Raw genomic sequence first — 20,249 nt, 5'->3', positions numbered from 1 at the left:
TCCATCGCCTTTCCGCATTTATTCTGATTTACCCGCAACTAGTTGCGGTGTTTTCAGAATAAATGCGGAGAGGTCTCGATAATCACTGTTCCAATTTCCTCACTCCACCATGCATGAGGCGCTGAATCACGACCTGCGGCCTGTTCATAAGGTCGTCCCAGGTGGCTCGAACGACCGTCCAGCCCATAAGTTCAAGCGAACGTTGGCGCAGGGCATCCCTGCGTAGCTGCTCCTCTGCCGGGCGGTAGGCACCGTAGTACTTATGCAGGCCGTCGACCTCTAACAGAAGTTTCAGCGCTTCCCAGGCGAAATCTGAACGGTGCACCCTGCCATCGTGCGCTCTTATTTCCAGCTGCTGACGAGGACGTTCGAGTTTGGACTGCACGATTCTAAGCATTGCCAGCGATTCGAGAGGGGACTCGGTCAAAGCGCTCATCGACTCAGCAATCAGGGAAAAACTGCTCGTTCCATAACCGCGAGCGCCCATGAGCCGGGCATGGACATCGCGATAACCTACATGGGCGCGGTGCAGAAAATAGTCTGTAACTGCCAGGGCCTGAACTACAGGTAAGGTTCGAGCACAGTCGAGAATCGTGGTCAGTGGGTCTGTGACTGAAAAACCAGCTACCGTACGAGCCAGCTCGCACACGTCCGAACGGGAGCTGTGGTACCTAGCCTGGCTATGGTGCCGGTGGTTAGAGCGGGGAAGAGACAGCTCAACCTTGGCGGGCAGCCCGAAGAGCGGAGCACCCCACATCAGCGCAGCAGATGCGTGACTGAGTACCGCCTGCCGATGAGACATCGCGAGCGCTATTGTCACAGCGATACACCGCTCTTCGGGCGTGAACTGCCGACCTTCTGCAGCTGAAACATAGACACCCCGCGTCAGCCTAATAAGTTCACCCCGCCGGTGCATAGCGCCGATGAGGTTTTTACCCAGCCCTTCAAAGTTGAGCTGTTGAGATGTTTTGACTTTTGAGGTAACCCGTTCAATTCTGTCGTGCATGGGACTACTGTCGCAGAGCGGCGGTGGGCACTCAAGCACTATTTTCGAACCTGTGGAAAACTGAAGTTCACCCTTGTCAAGGCGTGTACCGAACCTGTGGAAAAAACTGCAACAGAAGGTCACAGTCGAAACCGCTCAACTTCTATATCCCACTATCTCCCCGCATTTATTCTGATTTACCCGCAACTAGTTGCGGTGTTTTCAGAATAAATGCGGAAGGCTTGCGCCAGTCACGCCCAGCACCCAACGCCCCACGTCCGCGCCAGTCACGCCCAGCAACCCGCAACCGTGCCCAACCCCACACCCCAACTATTTGCAGTTCCTGCAATATTGCAGTTACTGTAAATACATGCTGAAACACACCCCTCCCCTCGACCGGCGCAGGGCCCGCTCGACGGCGTCCAAACAAAAAATTGCCGCAGCCGCCGAACACCTTGTGCTCACCAGCGGGCGAGCAGGCCTGACAGCCTCGGCCCTCGCAGAGCAGGCAGGGGTCTCTGAACGCACCGTCTTCAACCACTTCAAAAAACTCGAAGACGCCCTGACCTACCAGCTCTCAACCCACCTCGAACCCTGTATCGACGAGCCTCCCTTTCCCCGGGGAGTCGCCATCGAAGACCTCCCACAGGCCCTGGTGCAGCACTTCCACGAGGCAGTAGAAACCGAACGGGTGCAGCAGGATCTCGTCCGCTTTGTCACCCTGGGCGCAGCACTGGTTGAGGAAGAGTTTGACCTGGTAGCCCGCGAAGTCACCCTCACCCTGGGCGATATCTGCAACGCCCTCTGTAGCGAAATTGATCAGCTCTACCCCGACCTATCACTCGACCAGTCACTAGCCCTTGGTCTCTTCGCCTACAACCTGCTGATGGGTTACGTTTTCGCCTTTGTGCGGTTCGCTCAAGAACTTGAAGAGAACATTTTTGAAGAGCCCACCAAGCAGCTGGTTATCGAACCCCAGATGTTCGTGCCCCATATCCACGCTTATATCAACCAGGTAGCAGCCGGAACCCCGGTATTTGCCGCTGACGGCAGCGTTACCTCCCACCAGACCGTTTAAGAGAAAACACAACCACACGAAAGGGAAACCGGCAGGCCATGTCTGAGTTCCTCTATAAAGTCGGTAGCTTTGCAGCTCGCCGTGCCTGGGCCGTTATCGGCATCTGGGCGCTGGTGATTGCTCTAGCTGGCGGCGCCTATGCCTCTTTTAAGGGCGATTTGACCGATTCCATTACTATTCCTGGCACCGAGGCGCAGCTAGTGCAGGAAGAGCTGACCGATACCTTCAACCTGAATCTCAATGCCGGTACCGGTTCTGCCATTGTGCAGACCGAGGACGGCTCACCCTTCACCGATGCGCAGAAGGCTGCTGTGGCGAGCGCCGTTGCTGAGACCGAGACCGTTGAGGGCGTTGATAGCGTCACCGACCCCTTTGCTGTAGCTCAGCAGCTTGCAGACGGCCAGGTGCAGCTTGAGGCGGGTCAGGCTGAGGTGAGCGGGGGCGAGCAGCAGCTTGCGGACGGCCAGGCGCAGCTTGATGGCGCTAAGAACCAGCTGGATTCGGGGCAGGCTGAGCTTGATTCCCGCAGGGCTGAGCTTGAGTCTGGTCAGCAGCAGCTCGATGAGGGCTATGCCCAGCTTGAGGACGCCCAGAATCAGCTGAACGAGGCCCGTAGCCGCCTTGAGGGTGAGGGTGCTCCGCCGGAAGCTTTTGGTGAGCTTAACGGCCAGCAGGCCCAGCTTGATGCCCAGCGGGCTCAGCTGGACGCTACCGCTGAGCAGCTCAATCAGGGCCGCACCCAGCTGGAAGAGGCCCAGGCCCAGCTCGATCAGGGTCGCGCCGATTATGAAGCCGGTCTTGCCCAGCTTGAAGATTCCCGTTCCCAGTTAGAGAGCGGCAAGAGCACTATCGAGCAGAATGCTGCGCTGCTGCAGATGTCTGAGAGCGGTGTTGCAATTTCTGATGATAACTCCACCGCTATTATCTCTGTTACCTTCGATGCTGAGACCGGTTCTATCCCTGTAGAAACTCTCGAAGAAACCCAGCAAAAACTCAACGTGCTGTCCGATAGCGGCCTGACCGTCACCTACGACCAGTACATGCAGGGTGTTGAGCCTGCGATGAATGCGACCGCTGAGGCTATCGGTATCGGCATTGCCTTTATCGTCCTCTTCCTGATGCTGGGCACCCTGGTCGCTGCCGGGCTGCCGATTATCATGGCCGTAATTGGCGTGGGAACCTCGGCTCTGGCCGTCCTGTCGCTCTCGAGCGTCATCGAGATGACCTCCACTACTCCCACCCTGGGCACCATGCTGGGCTTGGCTGTGGGTATCGACTACACCCTCTTCATTCTGAACCGCCACCGCACTAACCTGGCTAAGGGAATGAACGTGAAGGAGTCCATCGCCCTGGCCACCGGCACCTCCGGCGGCGCGGTCTTCTTCGCCGGGGCCACCGTTATCATCGCCTTGCTGGGTCTGAACGTCGTGGGCATCCCCTTCCTGGGCGTGATGGGTAACGCCGGTGCCTTTGCGGTTGCTGTTGCTGTGGCGGTAGCCACCACCCTCTCCCCCGCCGTGATGTCTCTGCTGGGTGAGCGCGTCCTGAGCAAAAAGCAGCGGGCGAAAATTGCGGCTGGCGCTCAGGCTGCCAGCGAGGACGACGCCCAGGCGGCTTCCATTCGGGCAGAAGCTAAGCAGGCGGCGGCTGACCACGAGGAGGCCCACCGCGGCTGGATCGGCCTGATCCTGAAGAAGCCGATTGCCACCGTTGCCGCTGTGGTTCTGGCGCTGGGTGCTGTCGCCCTGCCGGTGACCGATATGCGTTTGGGTCTGCCGACCGGTGCCTCTCAAACCACGGATTCAGCTGCCTACATCTCGTACACCACGATTGCCGACAAGTTTGGTGAGGGGCAGAACGGCCCCATCGTGGTAGCAGCCCGCCTGCCCGAGGGAACCACCGAGGAACAGGCTAAGGCTCTGCAGGTTGAGGTGGGCCAGGACCTTCTGGATCAGAGCGACGTTTCAGCCGTCATTCCCGCCATGATCTCTGACGATAACTCCGCCCTGCTCTACCAGGTGATTCCCGACGAGGGCCCCAATGCCCAGTCAACCACCGACCTGGTGCACGCCCTGCGTGATATGACCGTCTCAACCGAGAACGGTGAGGTGACCTTCGGCGTCACCGGTCAGACCGCAATGGCCGTTGATATTGCCCAGAACCTGGCTGAGGTTCTGCCGGTGTACGTTGCGCTGGTCATGGGCCTGTCGCTGCTGGTTCTGATTCTGGTTTTCCGCTCCATTCTGGTGCCGGTCACCGCGACCCTGGGCTTCCTCTTCTCCCTACTGGCAGCGCTCGGTGCGACCACGGCTGTATTCCAGTGGGGCTGGGTTGCTGAGCTCTTCAACGTTTCAACCCCCGGCCCGCTGCTTGCCTTCCTGCCAATTCTGGCTGTGGGTATTCTCTTCGGCTTGGCCATGGACTACCAGCTCTTCCTGGTCTCGGGCATGCGAGAGGCCTACTCGCACGGTCGCGGGGCTAAGACCTCGGTTGTGGTGGGCTACCATCACGGCGCCCGCGTGGTCACCGCTGCGGCGCTGATTATGGCCGGTGTCTTTATCGGCTTCGTCTTCTCCGGCGACCCCATGATTGCCTCCATCGGCTTCGTGCTGGCGGTCGGCGTTCTGCTGGACGCCTTCGTCGTGCGCATGACCCTGATTCCGGCGCTCATGTACCTGCTGGGTGAAAAGGCATGGTGGCTCCCCGCCTGGCTCGACCGCCTGCTCCCTGACCTGGACGTTGAAGGCACCAAGCTCGAAGCTCAGGCCCACGAGGAAGAGGCTGCCCCGGCACCTACTGCAACCCCCGCACCTACTGAAGCGCGGACGTCCGCCCCGGCGGAAGACGCTCGGCACGAAGTGGCTGCCCCGGCACCCACTCAGCAACTGGCGTCCGCGTCGGAGCGTCCGGTCAGCCCCACCCAGGTTGTGGCGGTTGAGTCCACGCGTGCTCTGGCCCAGGCCGCTGTGGTTGCTGCCGATCAGGCTCTAGCAGCGGCAGACGAGGCCCAGGATGAGGCGCAGCGAGCTGCCCGCGCAGCCCGCGAGGCGCTCAAGGCTCTTTCTGAGCAGCAGAAAGAGCAGTAGCGAGGACGCCGCACCCGGCTCATCTCGCAAGGCCAGTCGGTAGATGCCCGCACTTATTCTGAAAAACCCGCAACTAGTTGCGGATGAATCAGAATAAGTGCGGGCATCGCTCGTTTCAGCAACCAGGGCTACCCAGTAAACTGGTGGGCATGCAGACTTTTACCGCGCAGCAGGCAGCAGAGCTGGCAGTCGTCACCCGTGGTGACTTTATCGAGTCCCGCCATGTGGGGTCGCTGGTCGTACTGGCGCCCGACGGTTCTACCGCCTTGAGCCTGGGGACCCCCGAGGCTCTAATCTATGCCCGTTCGGCGCTCAAACCCTTGCAGGCTATTGCGTCGATGAACGCGGGGGCTGAGTTGCAGGGGGCCCAGATTGCGCTGGCTGCCGGTTCTCATACCGGTTCTTTTGAGCATATGAAGGTTGCCCAGTCGGTGCTGGCTGAGGCCGGGCTGACCGCCGATGCGCTACTCTGCCCTCCTGCTTGGCCTGCTGATGAGCCCAGTTACCACGCCCTGGTAAGGGCCGGCCACGACAAGCAGCGTCTGGCTTTTAACTGTTCCGGTAAGCACGCGGCCTTTCTGTGGGGCTGTGTGAAGTCGGGCTGGTCGACAGATAACTACACCGACCCGCACCACCCCCTGCAGGAGCTGGTACTTCGGACTATTGAGGAGTTCACGGGTGAAACTCCCCAGCATGTGACTGTCGATGGCTGCGGTGCCCCTGTTGCTGCTACCTCGCTGGTGGGCCTTGCCCGGGCCTATTCCACCCTGGGCTCGGCGGTTGAGAACATCAGAGCTGATGCCCGCGCAGCCACCGTCGCAACGGCCATGGTGGACTACCCCGAGTACGTCCACGCCACCGGCGGCTCCGATACGGTGCTGGCTGAGACCCTCGACGCTGTGGTCAAGCGCGGGGCTGAGGGCGTGCTGGCTATTGGGTTGCGCTCTGGCGCATCGGTGGCGCTGAAGATGCTTGACGGCTCTAACAGGGCTGCTTCCCTGGTGGCGGTGCGGGCGCTCCAGGCCGCCGGTTTTCTTGAGGGCGGGGTCGCTGACCGCGCGGTTACAGCCACGACTTTCCCCATCACCGGTGGCGGGCAGCCAGTGGGTTCTATCGAGCCCGGTGCGGCTTTTGAGGGGCTGCTCTAATGGCGATTCGCCGCAAGATTTCCGAGGCGGACGGCTTCGCTGCCGTTACTCAGGTACGGAAGGTTTTTGAGGGGGCAGAGAATGAGGACGCCCGCGCGGCGGCTTTTGCTGCCCTGTCGCGCGGGGTGCGGGCGGCATCCGTCCGTTTTCTGCTCGAGGAGCTGGCGACCCTTGCCCCTGGCAATTCGGTGGAGGTGCGTGTGCCGCCTTTTGGGGTGACCCAGTGTATTGCCGGGCCGCGCCATACCCGCGGTACTCCGCCCAATGTGGTTGAAACCGATGCGTTCACCTGGTGCGCTATCACCCTGGGTTATGCCAGCTGGCAGGAATCAGCGGCCGCTATTTCAGCTTCTGGGCTGCGCGCTGATTTGAGCGACTACCTACCGCTTCTATAAAAATAAAAGCCCCGGGAGCTTACTCAAGGCAGAGGCCACACCGGGGCGTTCATACTCATGGTACCATGACCACATGCCTAACAAAAATGAGATGGACATTACAAAAATATTGGAACTCCTTTCTGAGCCCCGTCTCTCACCTTATAGGGCGCAAACAGCTTCAGCTCCCGAAGCACTGGAACTTTACACCTGGATTCACCGCATGGCGAGCACTTGTTTTGAGCTGATTGCCTACCTCGAAGTAGGAGTGCGCAATTCCATCGATAATGCGCTCAGAGAACACTACGAGCATAGCCCTTCAAGTATTCCTTGGATTTTTTCCCAGCCTCTCATCAATCATCAAATCGCTGAAATGATAGCAACAGGGCGGAATCGGCTCCCTGAAGTACATCAAAATAACCGGGAGCAGATTTCAGCATCTCTTTCTTTTGGCTTCTGGTCTGGACTGCTGGGAAGCAAATACGATGAGCTATGGAAAAAGTGCCTGCATAAAGCATTTCCGTACGCCTACCAAGGGAAGCGTAAATCTGTCGCTGTAGAGCTAGAAGCTGTAAGAAAATTTAGAAATAGGATCGCCCACCACGATTCTCTGCTTAATACAGACATTCTCTTTGAAGCTACAAGAATCTTTAAGTTGGCTGGTTATATAGACCCGCAGTTCGAGAACTGGATGCGATCTGTATCGAGAGTTCATACTATCTACGCAGAGAAGCCCGTAAACTCAGAAGACACCGTTGTGGTAGCAGGGAAGGACGCCTGGCCTCTCTACTGCGACCACCATATCTACGTGTGCCAGGCCGGGAGATCCTTCAAGGACGTCAAATATATAGCCTTTTACTCGGAGAAAGAGATTAAGCCTGAAGTAGCACGAATCAAATTTAAACGTGATGATGTGCCCTGGTCTGAAGAACACGCAGAGCAGCTCACAGCAAGCAACAACCGAAATGAACGCAAACTTGGTAACGCTATCTTGGCTGCCCGCGCTGCAGGTTGGGAAGGTGGTCGTTACCAGGTTTTTATCCTTTCATCACCCGACGAAAAACCTCCCCACGGTGAGCATAGAACCCTTAACCATCCCATTAAACACGAGCGTCACGGTCGCGGAAGCGCATATACACAAAGTCAAAGATATACGTCTCTCCATGCTTTAGAGTTGGCACAGACAACAGACGATTTATAAATCTAGCCTTGGTAAGGTTAGTAGTTATGAGCATTCTGTCGAGATTCCGCCGCCCCACTGAACCTGCTGCTCCTCTCACCGAGGCAGACAAACAGGCAGCCCCCGGCCAGCACTTCGCTCCGGCTTCCGCGCCCGACCGCGCCAATCTCACCGTGCGCCGTGCCCCCTCTCTCCCTGCCTTTGCAGTTACAGGGCTGCTCATTGGCCTGATTGTCGCGTTTGTGGTCACTGCCTTAGGCCCGGAGAACCCCAACTACACCTTCGGTGCAATTTACGGCGTGATGGCGGTTCTCTTTGGCACCCTGTGCACCGCAGCTGCCATCGTGGTAGCCCTGATTCTCGATAAGCGCTCCACCAAGCACACCACCACCTACCAAGCCGTCAGCAGCCAAGACTAGCCAAAGCCCACCCGTGAGAAAAATGCTCACACGGTGGGCTTTACTTATCAGCAGCGCATCGGGCAGGTACACTTGATATGTTCGCTCGCTCACGTGCGCTACCTCATGCTGCACAGCGAGATAACCACCCCACGACAAGAGACGGAAAACCTGCTTTGGCTCGTCCTGACGGAAAACTCTCCTTCGACCTTGACCCTGTTGATCACGGCCCTAAAGACGAATGCGGTGTCTTTGGTGTATGGGCTCCCGGCGAAGATATCGCCAAGCTCACCTACTACGGCCTCTACGCCCTGCAGCACCGCGGCCAGGAGTCAGCCGGTATCGCCACCAGCGACGGCAAACACCTGAACGTCTACAAGGACATCGGCCTGGTCTCCCAGGTTTTTGACGAGGTCACCCTCAACTCCATGACCGGCCATATGGCCATCGGCCACTGCCGCTACTCCACCACCGGCGGCAACATCTGGCAGAACGCCCAGCCGACCCTGGGCGATACCCCCCACGGCACCCTGGCTCTGGCCCACAATGGCAACCTGGTTAACTCAGCAGACCTCTACGACCGCCTGCTGGCTAAGAACGGCGGCAAGCGCCCCGAACGCGGCGAGCTGGCTCAGGGTAATACGACCGATACCGCCCTGGTCACTGCCCTACTGAAAGACCACGACTTTGACAGCCTGGAAGAGGCTGCCCTCGATTTGCTCCCCACCCTTTCAGGTGCCTTCTGCCTGGTTTTCATGGACGAGCACACCCTGTACGCCGCGCGTGACCCCCAGGGCGTGCGTCCGCTGGTCTTGGGCCGTCTTGACCGCGGCTGGGTTATCGCCTCAGAAACCGCTGCCCTCGATATCGTCGGTGCGTCCTTCGTGCGCGAGGTAGAGCCCGGTGAGTTCATCACCATCGACGAGGACGGCCTGCGCTCCCAGCGATTCGCCGAAGCCAAACCCGCCGGTTGCGTCTTTGAGTACGTGTACCTGGCCCGACCCGATACCACGATTTCGGGCCGCAGTGTCTACGAATCCCGTGTTGAGATGGGGCGTCAGCTGGCCCGTGAGCACCATGTAGAGGCTGACCTGGTCATGCCCACGCCCGAGTCCGGCACCCCGGCGGCGATCGGTTACGCCGAGGAATCCGGCATTCCCTTCGGCAACGGCCTGGTGAAGAACGCCTATGTGGGCCGTACCTTCATTCAGCCTTCACAGACCATCCGCCAGCTGGGCATTAGGCTCAAGCTCAACCCCCTGCGCTCGGTGGTCGAGGGTAAGCGCCTGGTCGTGATTGACGACTCTATCGTTCGCGGCAACACCCAGCGGGCCCTGGTGCGCATGCTGCGAGAGGCCGGCGCAAAAGAGGTCCACGTACGGATTTCGTCACCGCCGGTCAAGTGGCCCTGCTTCTACGGCATCGACTTTGCCTCGCGCTCCGAGCTGATCGCTAACGGCCTGACTATTGAAGAGATCGGTAAGTCGCTGGGCGCAGACTCCCTGGGCTTCATCTCAGAAGAGGGCATGATTGCCGCTACCGAGCAGCCCCGCGAGCGTCTGTGCACCGCCTGCTTTACCGGTAAGTACCCCATCGAGCTGCCCAGCGAAGACCGCCGCGGCAAGTCCATCTTTGATGATTCCAAGGGGGGCCCGCTGGCCGGTACCGCGGCTGAGGTGACGGTGGAGCGTCCTGTTGCCCATAAGCCTTCTAAGGCCAAGGCGGTGTCTATCGAAACCCGCCCCGGCACCGAGGCGCTGGAGCACAAGTTTGATGGTGCCCCGGTGGCGTCATCGGGCACCGGCTCTTGTGAGCCTGGCCCCGATTCAGACCTTGAAGATTTAGTCCTTCCCCAAGATACGATTCCTGCCGATTCTACCGGCACTGACCGAGAGGCCCGCTAAATGAGCGAGAACCAGAACGCAGTTACCTACGCTTCGGCTGGTGTAGATGTTGAGGCGGGCGACCGCGCTGTTGAGCTGATGAAGGACGCCGTCAAGGCAACTCACGGGGCCGGTGTGGTTGGCGGTGTGGGCGGCTTTGCTGGCCTCTTTGACCTGTCTGTGCTCAAGGATTACCGTAAGCCCTACCTGGCGACCTCCACCGATGGTGTGGGCACCAAGGTGGCAATTGCCCAGAAGCTCGATATCCACCACACCATTGGCCATGACCTGGTGGGTATGGTGGTCGACGATATCGTGGTAACCGGTGCCCGCCCCCTCTTTATGACCGACTACATTGCCACCGGCAAGGTGGTGCCCGAGCGCATTGCCGATATTGTGCGCGGTGTGGCTGAGGGCTGTTCCCTGGCTGGTACCGCCCTGGTGGGCGGTGAAACCGCTGAGCACCCCGGCCTGCTGGCTGAGGACGAGTACGACGTGGCAGGTGCCGCTACCGGCATCGTTGAGGCTGACGAGCTGCTGGGGCCCGACCGCGTGCGTGAGGGCGATGTGCTGATTGCTATGGCCTCCAGCGGTATTCACTCCAACGGCTACTCCCTGGTGCGCAAGGTGCTCTCGGTTGCTGGCTGGGAGTACGAGCGTGAGGTGGCTGAGCTGGGCCGTACCCTGGGCGAGGAGCTGCTAGAGCCCACCCGCATTTACACCGCTGACTGCCTAGATTTGATTGAGGCTTTCCCCGTGAACGGTGAGGACGGCCAGACCGGTTCGGGCGTACGCGGCTTCTCGCATGTGACCGGTGGCGGTCTGGCCGCTAACCTGGCCCGCGTGCTGCCGGTAGGTACCGTGGGTGTGGTGGAGCGTTCGACCTGGGAGATTCCGGCAATTTTCAAGCTGATTGGTGAGCTGGGTTCTGTGCCCCAGGCTGACCTGGAACGCACCCTCAACCTGGGTGTGGGCATGATTGCTGTGGTTGACCCGTCGGTTGCTGATGCGGCCGTTGAGCGCCTGAATCAGCGCGGTCTGCCCTCCTGGGTACTGGGTACCGTGCAGAAGGATTCTGGCGAGCACAAGGCCAACCCCGATTATGTGCAGGGCGCTAAGGGCGTGGACGGCGGCGCTGCGGTGCTGCTGGGGGCCTACAAGTAGGTTTTACAGAAACACATAAATGGTGGTGGCCCCGGTCTTTTTGACCGGGCCCACCACCATTTTTCGTACCTGTTGGGTCTTAGGCAACCTTAAACGGGGCTTGCGGCCCATTTATCTGCTCTCCTGATGCAGCCGAGGTGAGGGCCGCGTCCGTCCTCTTATGCTGTTCTGTCCGGCTGTTTTTCTGTTCAGCCTGCTGTTGATCTGCAAAAACCCAGCGGCGCTGCGCCGCAAAGCTCACCGGGATAAGTACCAGCTCAACGAGTACCTTAGCCACCAAAAGGGGTAGCCCCACCCAGGTGAGGGTTTCAAGTAGGGCCGTATTAGTTGCCAGAATCGCCACAGCCAGTACCGCATAGCGTCCCAGGGAGTGGTGGGTCTGCGGGCGGGGCCCACCATCGTGCATGACGATACGGTTAAGAGCGAAGTTACACAGGGCCGAGGTCACGCGAGCCCCCACCACCGCCAGGAGCAGGGGCGCACCCAGGGCAACCAGCACCATCAGGGCCACCGTATCAATGATGAAGCCCGAGAAGCTTGCCGCCAGGAAGGCCAGCAGCGGCGCGTAAATCCGCAGGGAGTCCCGGACCGGGTTGAAGTGGCTGGTGGGGTTACCCGGCTCGTAAACCTTAGTAATCGGCACCTGGGTCAGTTGAACCCCAAAGCGCGAGGCCCGCAGCAGCATATTGAACTCATACTCGTAGCGGTCACCGGGCAGATCGAGCGCCCAGGGCAGAATCTGCGGGGTCAGCCCGCGCAGGCCGGTCTGGGTATCAGCCAGTTTCTGCCCGGTCGACAAGCCAAACAGGGCGGCGGTCAGGGCGTTGCCCACCCGGGAGCGCAGCTGCACCCGGGTCTCGGGGGCGGTGGGGTCGGCAATGGTTCGCACGCCCATCACCAGGGTTTTTTGCCCGGCGGACGCCTGCGCCGCCGCTTCCCTACCCACGGCCAGGATATCGGCGGGCAGGTGCTGGCCGTCAGCGTCCGCGGTCACGATAACCTCACCGGGTGCCTCAGCCTGAGCCCAGGTGATTCCCGCCCGCAGCGCTGCACCCTTACCACCGTTAGCGGGCAGGTGCAGCACAGTCACCGATACCAGCCCAGACCGGGCAAAACGACGCTCGACCGAAGGCGCAGGGGCTAGCCGGGCACCCAGCTGTTCGACCTGCTCAAAGACAGGAGCGAAGTCTGAGCCGGAGCCGTCGTTGACCACCGACACGCGGGCACTGGTACCCTCGGCGTGAGCACGGGCGTCTATATCGTCGATAAGACGCACTAGGGAGGTATCGGGCTTGTAGGCGGGAATCAGAATCAGCATGGCGTTTAGGCTCCTGCGATGTAGAGAATGTCGCTGGTTTCGCGTTCTTCGCCCTTACCGAGCGGGTTGTTGACCAGTGAGTCGTTGAAAATCATGACCGATGAGCCGCCACCGTCGATGTTGTAGGCGGTGGTGCAGCCAGCGTCGATCATCATCTGGGCCAGTTCGGTCATGGTGGCACCGCGAGAGTAGCCTTCTGAGCGGCCGTCGACCACCATGAAGAGCAGGTGGTTGGTGCCAATGACGCCCACCGCGGTGCGGGGCTGCTCGCCCTGGATGGAGTGGTTACCGAAGTTGGTGTCGACTTCGACGTCCTCGATGCCGTCAAGGATTGCGCCGTTCTCTACCAGTGCCGGGCCGAAGGAGAGAGTGTTGAGCACGCCCTCATCAACGAGTGCCTGGGCGGTGGTGGCGGTTTCGTCGTAGATTTTGACGCTGCCGTCAGCGTAGAAGGCTAGACCGGTGCGGGCAGGAGAGTCGCGGTAAACCACGCCGTTACGCACCACAATGCCGGTTTCGCGGAAGCCGTAGTAGTCGCCGTTGATAGCCCAGATAGCATTGTGAGCCGCTGCCATTTCGCTGGGGTTCTGCACGATGTTCAGGCCGAACTGGTTGTTGGCGAAGGCCGAGCGCAGGATGCTCGCCGACCCCAGCTTAACCTCCGCGGTATAGGCAGTGATCTGGTCGCTGGTGCCCTCGTTGAGCACGATGGTATTCAGGGCGATAGAGCCGTTATCTGCGGTGACGCCGGTGTCGGTTACCTGCATGTTGGTCAGTTCGGTGTCGGACGCCGCGGCGCTTGTGGTGCTGTTCGAGGCAGCCTGGGCCTCGTAGGCGGCTACGTCTGCGATTTCAGTGTGGTCACGCAGGTAGCGGTTGTAAGCCCAGCCGCTACCCAAACCTGCAGTGCCCAAGAGGCCCAGGCCGCCGATGAGGGCGGTACGTCGAGTGGTTTTGGATTTGACCCAGCTGGTCTTCTGCTCTGCCTGGGTCTGCTGCGGGTTTTGTTCGATGTTCTGGTCTGCGCTGTTGTTCATACCTTCAACTATGGGCGGCTAACCCATGACGAAGGCTTGTCTAACCTATGCCCCAGCTGTGACTGCAACTGAGCGTACCTAGCCGAGCACGGACGTCCGCACCCACCGCTAACCCTTCTCTAGCTGTGGCGCTAACCGCCAAATGTGGTGACGCCACCGCCACATTTGGCAGTAGCCACAACATGTTGCGCCCACGCCCATCAGCGGACGCCCTTATCCACCAGATTCTTTCGCACAAGCTCAGGGTTATTCATCAGGTCGCTCCACCTAACACGCACAAAACGATAGCCTCGCAGCTCAAGGTCACGCTGACGAATAACCTCCTTCTGAAGCACATGATCCGGCTGCCCATAAGCTCCCGAATACTTCACGTCTCCATCGACCTCCAGGATGACCTTGGCATCCTCCCACAAAAAATCAGGACGATAGTACCGCTGCCCCACCCAAATAACTTTCTGTTCCTCAGGCCGAGACAGACCCCACGACATCACCAGATACCGTGCAACCGTCTCTGCAGGCGACTCAGATTTTTCGCTCATATACTCAGCTATCTTTTGACGCTGTTTCGAATACCTACCGCTGCTTTTGAGCAGGGCACTCCGCAGCTCGGCAGCTGGCACCAAACGGTGGTGCAGAAAATAGTCCGCAACGCACAAAGCACTCAAAAAAGGAAGACTCTGGCAGCAGTCAAGTATCGTCTGAAGAGGCGTAGTCACAGCTAGCCCCTGATTCAGTACTGCCTGGTCACAGATCTCTTTGCGCGACCTACTCACATGTACACCCGGTTTTGACCGCACAGCAGAAGAAGCGCTGCTCACCCACATTTTCGCGGGTGCTTCTAATAAAGGTGCTCCCCACCAAAGAGCTGCAGATGAATGACTCAGCACATACTGAGGGTGCGTCTTCATAAACGCCACATGCTGAGCCATAAACCGGTGACGGCCGTCCCAGCTCTGCCACGTCTGCACCGGCGTATAGGCATTGGTCGCGATCTTATACAGTAGACCCCGTCGACACCGCCGAGAAATTTCGGACGAGCTGATACCTTCGTCTTTCAGCTCCGATGAGGTTTTGATCTGATCGTATATCCTGCTCATACCCACTACCTTGACCACCAGACCTCGCGTTTTCTAGAGGGGGCGGTAAATCTGTGGATAACTTCAGCTATTTTTTGCTCTTATCAGCCTGTATGTCGTAGCGGCCTCGCTATGTGTTAAGAATCGTCCACAGGGCTTGACAGCTTTGCAAGTATCGGCGCTGCTCCAGGAGCCGCGAAGACAGACGACTCTGCGCGACGCGCCTAGCCGAGCACGGACGTCCGCGCCTACACCGCTAACCCTTTTCTAACTGTGGCACTGACCGCCAAGTGTGGCGGCGCCACCGCCACATTTGGCGGTAGCCACAACATGTTGCGCCCCCGCCCATACAAAAGCCCGCCACCGGCGGGCGGTGGCGGGCTAGAAAAAGAGACGGGAAGAACCCGCGTGGTGCTACGCGGGTTACTTCTCCTGATAATCGTCGGCGTACTTATCTGCGTATTCTGCGTAGTCGTCCTCGTCATCGTACTGATAACCAGACGTCTTAGGCTGAGAGCTGGTGCTCTTGCTCAGTTCGCGTTCGAGTGCAGTGTAGTCGGTGTCGGGGCTGAAGTACTTCATCTCCCGAGCCTGCCGAGTTGCTTTAGCCTTCTGACGGCCGCGCCCCATGGCGAGACCCCCTCTTTATCGCTCGTATCTGGCCACCCGCGTGCGCGCAGGGGTGTGCCAGAAAAACTTTCAGTCTTTTCTGTATCTAAGGGTACATGTTTTTGCGCGTCTTTGCTTGCCTGTTCGCCACATGAGATGTAAGAAACTGCTAAAAACCACAAAAATATAGAGAACGGTCGTTTTATTTCACATAGAGCCTCTCCCGGCAAAGAGAAGCTCCGCATCACCAGACCAGAAAGAGGTGACGCGGAGCGGTAAGGCAGCCGGCGAAGGTCTAGGCTGCGAGTGTCGTTATCGCCGGCTGAGTTTATGGGGCTTTAGGGGCGGCCACCGGGTGCCATACCACCCATGCCACCTGCGGCAGCACCGGAGATTGCGTTAGCGGTACCGGCCTCTGAGCCGTTGACACTGATGGTGAGGCCGTCGCCGCTGGCGATGCCGTCGCCGTAGTTACCGGTGACATTCAGGGTACCTTCACCGGCCAGGGTCAGGTCGGTGCGGGCGTAGAGGCCGTCGACGATGCACTTGCGGTCAACGCGGGTCTGCATGGCTGCTTTGGCGTTCAGCTCGTCCAGGCTGATGCCGGGCCAGTGGGCCGGGGCCAGGGTGGCGGTGTTCTGGGTGAAGGCTGTAGCAGTCATGGCGGTCTTTCTGTCGTGCTCTGTTCGGACTGTTGTTAACAGTCTGGTGGGCGAAGCTATGTTTAAGCTGTGGTGAACTTAGCTTGAACTTATGCATGCCAAACTTTTTTATTTCCCCTTGTCAAAAGGTAAAAATAAGGACGCCCACCCCGGCTTCCTTGCCCCTGGCAAGTAAAGCGGGTGCGGGCGTCCTGCTCGCTCACTGACCCCTAGCGCACGCTGGTAAGGGAGCCGGTGGCGAGTGACGTACATGCCGCACAGAATCAGGATGGCGACGAGGTCGAGGGCGGCTGCTGTGATGATGGTGTTCACGGGGTTCTCCGAGGGGTGTATCTGGTCTTGTTTTGCTTGATAACCAGTGTTCTCTCAGAGTCTGTGTTTAGCCTGTGTTGTACTTAGCCTTCACTTATGGGCACCTACAGACATCCCCTTTAGTGCCTTTTACCTGGTGAAACTCACAGAAGAAAAACTTTAGACGCCTTCGTGCGGGGCTGTAACGGCATAAAGGGCGTCGGTGACGTCGGCGCGCCAGAGATAGGTGGCACGCGCGTCCGCCCGGCCCGGGCCCTGGTTGATGACGGCGATGGGCTTGCCCGCGCGGGCGAAGTCGAGGGCGATTTTGTAGGAGCTCATCACGGCCAGGGATGAGCCGAGCACCAGCAGGGAGCGTGCCTGCTCCCCCAGTTCTTTCACGGCCTGCTTGCGGGCAGGTGGAACGGGTTCGCCGAAGTAGACCACTGCGGGTTTGAGCTTGGTTGAGCCGCAGGCCAGGCAGCCGACCATCTGAAAATCCTGGATGAAGCGGGCGTCGATGTCGGCGTCCCCATCGGGGTTGACCTGCAGGGTGGTGCTGGCGAGGCGTTCGAGGTAGCCGGGGTTGGCGGCTTCGATGCGGGAGTCAAGAGAGGTGCGCCCCTCGTCCGCCCCGCAGTCTAGGCACTCGATGCGGGAAAGATCCCCGTGCAGGGTAACGACTGTACGGGAGCCGGCTGCGGTGTGCAGGCCGTCCACGTTTTGGGTAATCAGCCCGGCAAGGCACCCCTGGGCTTCGAGGTCTGCGAGCAGGTAGTGAGCGGTGTTGGGGCGGGCCCGGTTCATCTGCCGCCAGCCCACGAAGGAGCGGGCCCAGTAGCGCTGCCGCGCCACCTCGTCGAAACGGAATTCCTGGTAGGTCATGGGCCGGTGGTTGCGCAGGGACCCGGCGGGGCCGCGGTAGTCAGGGATCCCTGAGCCTGTGGAAATTCCTGCCCCGGTGAGCACCAGAACCTGCCCGTCACGCAGGAGCTGCAGGACGCCGTCCGCCGCTACCTGCGGGTCGGTGGGCTGGGCTGTTTCAGCCACCACCCGGTCGATGGAGCGCAGGGCGGCCGCGTGGGTGGCGGCGATATCGGCGTGTGCGGTGATGGACGCGGACGCCCCGGCAAAGCGGGTATCGAGCGTGTTGGGTACGGGGCGGGGCTGGGACTGGTTCACTCTTCCAGTTTAAAAGACAAAGACCCTATCGCTTCTCTCTTGACCCCGAGATAATCCGTAGGGTCAAGAGAGAAACAATAGGGTTATTCCCGGCTTTTATTCGGCGGTGACGACCAGCCCGTCGACGGTGACGTCGGGGTTGACGTCCACGCGTACGGTGTCGCCGTCCTTGATGGCACCGGCCAGGATTCCCTTGGCCAGGCGGTCGCCGATTTCGCGTTGCACGAGGCGGCGGAGCGGACGCGCACCGTAAGCCGGGTCGTAGCCGGCAAGACCCAGCCACTCGGTGGCGGCGGCGGTAACCTCCAGGGTTAGGCGGCGGTCTTCCAGTCGGCGGGCCATCGAGGCAATTTGCAGGCCCACGATGGAGGCCAGGTCATCGGCTGAGAGGGGCTCGAACATGATGACCTCATCCAGGCGGTTGAGGAACTCCGGCTTGAAGCTGGCGTTCACGGTGGTCATGACCGCGCTCTTGCGGGCTTCGTCGTCGAGATTCTGGTCAATCAGGAACTGGGAGCCCAGGTTAGAGGTCAGGATCAGGATGACGTTGCGGAAGTCCACGGTACGTCCCTGCCCGTCGGTTAGGCGTCCGTCGTCGAGTACCTGGAGCAGGATATCGAAGACCTCGGGGTGGGCTTTTTCAACCTCGTCGAGGAGCACGACCGAGTAGGGGCGGCGGCGTACAGCTTCGGTGAGCTGGCCACCCTCTTCGTAGCCGACGTACCCGGGAGGGGCACCGACCAGGCGGGCAACAGCGTGCTTTTCGGCGTATTCGCTCATGTCGATACGTACCAGGGCACGTTCGTCGTCGAACTGGAACTCAGCCAGGGCCTTGGCGAGCTCGGTTTTACCGACGCCGGTGGGGCCGAGGAAGAGGAAGGAGCCGATAGGACGGTCGGGGTCGGCGATGCCTGCGCGGGAGCGGCGCACGGCATCGGCCACGGCGGTGACGGCCTTCTTCTGGCCGATCAGGCGCTTGCCCAGTTCGTCTTCCATGTGCAGGAGCTTCTCAGACTCGCCCTGGAGCATGCGCCCGGCGGGGATGCCGGTCCAGGATGAGATTACCTCGGCGATGTCGTCGGCGGTCACTTCTTCAGAGACCATGGACTCTTCGGACGCGGTGTTCTCAGCCTGCTGGGCTGCGGCAAGTTCGGCTTCGAGGGCGGGGATTTCGCCGTAGAGCACGCGGGAGGCTTCAGCCAGGTTGCCTTCGCGCTGGGCGACTTCTGCCTTGGAGCGCAGCTCGTCGATCTGGGTTTTGAGGTCACCGACGCGGTTAAGACCGGCCTTTTCAGCTTCCCAACGGGCGTTGAGGGCGTCCAGCTCTTCCTTCTTGTCGGCCATATCTGCGCGCAGGGCGGCCAGACGTTCGACGGAAGCGGGGTCGGTCTCGTTGGCCAGGGCCAGTTCTTCCATGGTCAGGCGGTCAACGGCGCGGCGCAGGGCGTCGATTTCTTCGGGGGCCGAGTCGATTTCCATGCGCAGGCGGGAGGCGGCCTCATCGATCAGGTCGATGGCCTTGTCGGGCAGCTGACGCGAGGGAATGTAGCGGTTCGACAGATTGGCGGCAGCCACCAGGGCGGAGTCTGCGATAGCAACCTTGTGGTGGGCCTCGTAGCGTTCCTTGAGGCCGCGCAGAATACCGATGGTGTCATCGACGCTGGGTTCACCCACGTAGACCTGCTGGAAGCGGCGCTCCAGGGCGGCGTCCTTTTCGATGTTTTCGCGGTATTCATCGAGGGTGGTCGCGCCAATCAGGCGCAGCTCGCCGCGCGCCAGCATGGGCTTGAGCATGTTGCCGGCGTCCATGGACCCTTCGGAGGCACCTGCTCCAACGACGGTGTGGATTTCGTCGATGAAGGTGACGATTTGCCCTTCGGACTTCTTGATGTCTTCCAGCACCGCCTTGAGGCGTTCTTCGAACTCGCCGCGGTACTTGGCACCGGCGACCATTGCACCCAGGTCGAGGGAGATCAGGGTCTTACCGCGCAGGGATTCGGGCACGTCCCCCGAGACCATGCGCTGGGCCAGGCCCTCAACGACGGCGGTTTTACCGACGCCGGGTTCGCCGATGAGCACGGGGTTGTTCTTGGTGCGGCGGGAGAGCACCTGGATGACGCGGCGGATTTCGCTATCTCGCCCAATGACGGGGTCAAGTTTTCCTTCGCGGGCAACGGCGGTTAGGTCGGTGCCGTACTGTTCTAGGGCGCCGAAGGTGCCTTCGGGGTCGGGGGTGGTCACGGTGCGGTCTCCTCTCACGGTTGGGATGGTGTCTTCAATGGTCTTTTCGGTGGCCCCGGCCTGCTGTAGGGCGCGGGCGGTGGCGTCGTTCCCCGCTGCGAGCGCCAGCAGCAGGATTTCGGTGGAGATGTAGGCGTCCCCGAACTTGGCTGCCTTGGCTTGCGCGGTTTGGATGGCGGTTAGGACGGCGCGGCTCGGCTGGGCCTGGGCGGCTGAGGCACCCTGCACCTTAGGGAGTTTAGAAATCTCGGTGGACGCTGCCAGGGAGATGGCATCAACGTCGAGACCTGCGGTTTTAAGGACGGCCACTGCTACTCCCTCGCGCTGGTCCATGAGGGCCTTGAGTAGGTGGGAGGTGTCTAGGGTGGGGTTGCCCGCGGTTTGGGCATTCATGTTGGCTGCCGAGAGCGCTTCTTGGCTCTTGGTTGTAAATTGTGCGTTCATTGTTCTCCTTTACCTTTTGCGTAGGTAGTTCGTTCATACTTGAGTGTACTCCACTCAGCTTTAACTTGAGTCTACTACACTCAACTTATTTAC

The 20,249-nt window shown here is 60.1% G+C and carries 16 protein-coding genes; 8 read left to right on the top strand and 8 right to left on the bottom strand.

Annotation, left to right across the window (positions count from 1 at the left end):
* Positions 1-82 precede the first annotated feature (82 nt).
* A complete protein-coding gene (locus L7A20_RS03935) occupies positions 83-1,006 on the bottom strand; it encodes a DUF559 domain-containing protein (protein ID WP_237222478.1) in 924 nt (307 codons plus the stop codon).
* Between the two features lie 349 nt (positions 1,007-1,355).
* On the opposite strand from L7A20_RS03935, the gene L7A20_RS03930 reads away from it, so the two are divergent.
* From L7A20_RS03930 to purM, 8 genes are all read left to right on the top strand, one after another.
* On the top strand, positions 1,356-2,063 hold the full coding sequence (locus L7A20_RS03930) for a TetR/AcrR family transcriptional regulator (protein ID WP_237194998.1): 708 nt from the start codon (positions 1,356-1,358) through the stop codon (positions 2,061-2,063).
* A 38-nt stretch (positions 2,064-2,101) separates the two neighbouring features.
* On the top strand, positions 2,102-5,149 hold the full coding sequence (locus L7A20_RS03925; protein ID WP_237222477.1) for an MMPL family transporter: 3,048 nt from the start codon (positions 2,102-2,104) through the stop codon (positions 5,147-5,149).
* A 149-nt stretch (positions 5,150-5,298) separates the two neighbouring features.
* Positions 5,299-6,297, top strand: coding sequence for an asparaginase (locus L7A20_RS03920; protein ID WP_237222476.1), 999 nt, complete (start codon positions 5,299-5,301; stop codon positions 6,295-6,297).
* Positions 6,297-6,692: a sterol carrier family protein gene (locus L7A20_RS03915; protein WP_237222475.1), complete on the top strand. Its 396-nt coding sequence runs from the start codon at positions 6,297-6,299 to the stop codon at positions 6,690-6,692. Before L7A20_RS03920 ends, L7A20_RS03915 begins: the two co-directional genes overlap by 1 nt.
* 91 nt (positions 6,693-6,783) lie before the next feature.
* On the top strand, positions 6,784-7,872 hold the full coding sequence (locus L7A20_RS03910) for an Abi family protein (protein WP_237222474.1): 1,089 nt from the start codon (positions 6,784-6,786) through the stop codon (positions 7,870-7,872).
* A gap of 26 nt (positions 7,873-7,898) precedes the next feature.
* Positions 7,899-8,270, top strand: coding sequence for a hypothetical protein (locus L7A20_RS03905; protein WP_237222473.1), 372 nt, complete (start codon positions 7,899-7,901; stop codon positions 8,268-8,270).
* 155 nt (positions 8,271-8,425) lie between these two features.
* Positions 8,426-10,153, top strand: a complete 1,728-nt coding sequence (gene purF / locus L7A20_RS03900; protein ID WP_237222472.1) for an amidophosphoribosyltransferase — start codon at positions 8,426-8,428, stop codon at positions 10,151-10,153.
* Positions 10,154-11,296 (top strand): phosphoribosylformylglycinamidine cyclo-ligase, encoded by a 1,143-nt coding sequence (purM, locus tag L7A20_RS03895; RefSeq protein ID WP_237222471.1) that lies wholly within the window; start codon positions 10,154-10,156, stop codon positions 11,294-11,296.
* Between the two features lie 79 nt (positions 11,297-11,375).
* Here purM and L7A20_RS03890 read toward each other — a convergent pair whose 3' ends face one another.
* The 7 genes from L7A20_RS03890 to clpB form a co-directional block, all read right to left on the bottom strand.
* Complete coding sequence (locus tag L7A20_RS03890) at positions 11,376-12,614, bottom strand: bifunctional glycosyltransferase family 2/GtrA family protein (protein WP_237222470.1); 1,239 nt, start codon at positions 12,612-12,614, stop codon at positions 11,376-11,378.
* Between the two features lie 5 nt (positions 12,615-12,619).
* The gene (locus tag L7A20_RS03885) at positions 12,620-13,651 is read right to left on the bottom strand and encodes a phosphodiester glycosidase family protein (protein WP_237222469.1); all 1,032 of its coding nucleotides are present in this window, start codon (positions 13,649-13,651) and stop codon (positions 12,620-12,622) included.
* A 200-nt stretch (positions 13,652-13,851) separates the two neighbouring features.
* Positions 13,852-14,190 carry an endonuclease domain-containing protein gene (locus L7A20_RS03880; protein WP_237185106.1) on the bottom strand — a complete coding sequence of 113 codons (339 nt, stop codon included), beginning with the start codon at positions 14,188-14,190 and terminating at the stop codon, positions 13,852-13,854.
* Positions 14,191-15,150: 960 nt separating this feature from the next.
* Positions 15,151-15,357 carry a DUF3073 domain-containing protein gene (locus tag L7A20_RS03875; protein WP_237206020.1) on the bottom strand — a complete coding sequence of 69 codons (207 nt, stop codon included), beginning with the start codon at positions 15,355-15,357 and terminating at the stop codon, positions 15,151-15,153.
* Positions 15,358-15,674: 317 nt separating this feature from the next.
* Positions 15,675-15,998 carry a carbohydrate-binding domain-containing protein gene (locus L7A20_RS03870; protein ID WP_237222468.1) on the bottom strand — a complete coding sequence of 108 codons (324 nt, stop codon included), beginning with the start codon at positions 15,996-15,998 and terminating at the stop codon, positions 15,675-15,677.
* Between the two features lie 471 nt (positions 15,999-16,469).
* Positions 16,470-17,402: a Sir2 family NAD-dependent protein deacetylase gene (locus L7A20_RS03865; RefSeq protein ID WP_237222640.1), complete on the bottom strand. Its 933-nt coding sequence runs from the start codon at positions 17,400-17,402 to the stop codon at positions 16,470-16,472.
* A gap of 165 nt (positions 17,403-17,567) precedes the next feature.
* Positions 17,568-20,156, bottom strand: coding sequence for an ATP-dependent chaperone ClpB (gene clpB / locus L7A20_RS03860; protein ID WP_237222467.1), 2,589 nt, complete (start codon positions 20,154-20,156; stop codon positions 17,568-17,570).
* Positions 20,157-20,249: the final 93 nt, after the last annotated feature.

Source organism: Rothia nasimurium (genome assembly GCF_928381415.1).
GTDB lineage: Bacteria > Actinomycetota > Actinomycetes > Actinomycetales > Micrococcaceae > Rothia > Rothia nasimurium_H.
This window is presented reverse-complemented; position numbering and strand designations above follow the sequence as displayed.

Bases quoted from the DNA above. Each gene is read 5' to 3' on its own strand.
- L7A20_RS03935 (WP_237222478.1), bottom strand. From the start codon at position 1,006: ATGCACGACAGAATTGAACGGGTTACCTCAAAAGTCAAAACATCTCAA.
- L7A20_RS03930 (WP_237194998.1), top strand. From the start codon at position 1,356: ATGCTGAAACACACCCCTCCCCTCGACCGGCGCAGGGCCCGCTCGACG.
- L7A20_RS03925 (WP_237222477.1), top strand. From the start codon at position 2,102: ATGTCTGAGTTCCTCTATAAAGTCGGTAGCTTTGCAGCTCGCCGTGCC.
- L7A20_RS03920 (WP_237222476.1), top strand. From the start codon at position 5,299: ATGCAGACTTTTACCGCGCAGCAGGCAGCAGAGCTGGCAGTCGTCACC.
- L7A20_RS03915 (WP_237222475.1), top strand. From the start codon at position 6,297: ATGGCGATTCGCCGCAAGATTTCCGAGGCGGACGGCTTCGCTGCCGTT.
- L7A20_RS03910 (WP_237222474.1), top strand. From the start codon at position 6,784: ATGGACATTACAAAAATATTGGAACTCCTTTCTGAGCCCCGTCTCTCA.
- L7A20_RS03905 (WP_237222473.1), top strand. From the start codon at position 7,899: ATGAGCATTCTGTCGAGATTCCGCCGCCCCACTGAACCTGCTGCTCCT.
- purM (WP_237222471.1), top strand. From the start codon at position 10,154: ATGAGCGAGAACCAGAACGCAGTTACCTACGCTTCGGCTGGTGTAGAT.
- L7A20_RS03890 (WP_237222470.1), bottom strand. From the start codon at position 12,614: ATGCTGATTCTGATTCCCGCCTACAAGCCCGATACCTCCCTAGTGCGT.
- L7A20_RS03885 (WP_237222469.1), bottom strand. From the start codon at position 13,651: ATGAACAACAGCGCAGACCAGAACATCGAACAAAACCCGCAGCAGACC.
- L7A20_RS03880 (WP_237185106.1), bottom strand. From the start codon at position 14,190: ATGAGCGAAAAATCTGAGTCGCCTGCAGAGACGGTTGCACGGTATCTG.
- L7A20_RS03875 (WP_237206020.1), bottom strand. From the start codon at position 15,357: ATGGGGCGCGGCCGTCAGAAGGCTAAAGCAACTCGGCAGGCTCGGGAG.
- L7A20_RS03870 (WP_237222468.1), bottom strand. From the start codon at position 15,998: ATGACTGCTACAGCCTTCACCCAGAACACCGCCACCCTGGCCCCGGCC.
- clpB (WP_237222467.1), bottom strand. From the start codon at position 20,156: ATGAACGCACAATTTACAACCAAGAGCCAAGAAGCGCTCTCGGCAGCC.